This is a genomic window from Bacillus sp. SIMBA_074 (assembly GCF_046534555.1).
Classification (GTDB): Bacteria; Bacillota; Bacilli; order Bacillales; family Bacillaceae_G; genus Bacillus_A; species Bacillus_A mycoides.
The window spans coordinates 1-234 of the sequence record NZ_JAWRYM010001262.1; the positions used below are offsets into that span (position 1 = coordinate 1).

The following is a 234-nucleotide window of genomic DNA, read 5'->3' on the forward strand; positions in this document are numbered from 1 at the left end:
CGGCGCCGTCTATGTCGACCTCGACACCGAGCTGGCCGGCCATGGCGCGCCGACGGATGGGCGGCATCCGCTCCCCGCGATCGAGGACTTCCAGGAGGCCGCACGGCGGTGGGGCCTGCACGAGGGCGACTCCGTCGTGGTCTACGACGACGTGTTCGGCGGCTCCGCGGCGCGCGCGTGGTGGCTGCTGCGGCATGCGGGCGTCCGCGACGTGCGGGTCCTCGACGGCGGACT

General features: G+C 74.8%; 1 protein-coding gene. It reads left to right on the top strand.

All coding sequences use genetic code 11. From position 1 onward, the window contains the following. On the top strand, window positions 1–234 hold a 234-nt coding region (locus tag SB773_RS34775; RefSeq protein WP_410595123.1), incomplete at both ends, for a sulfurtransferase.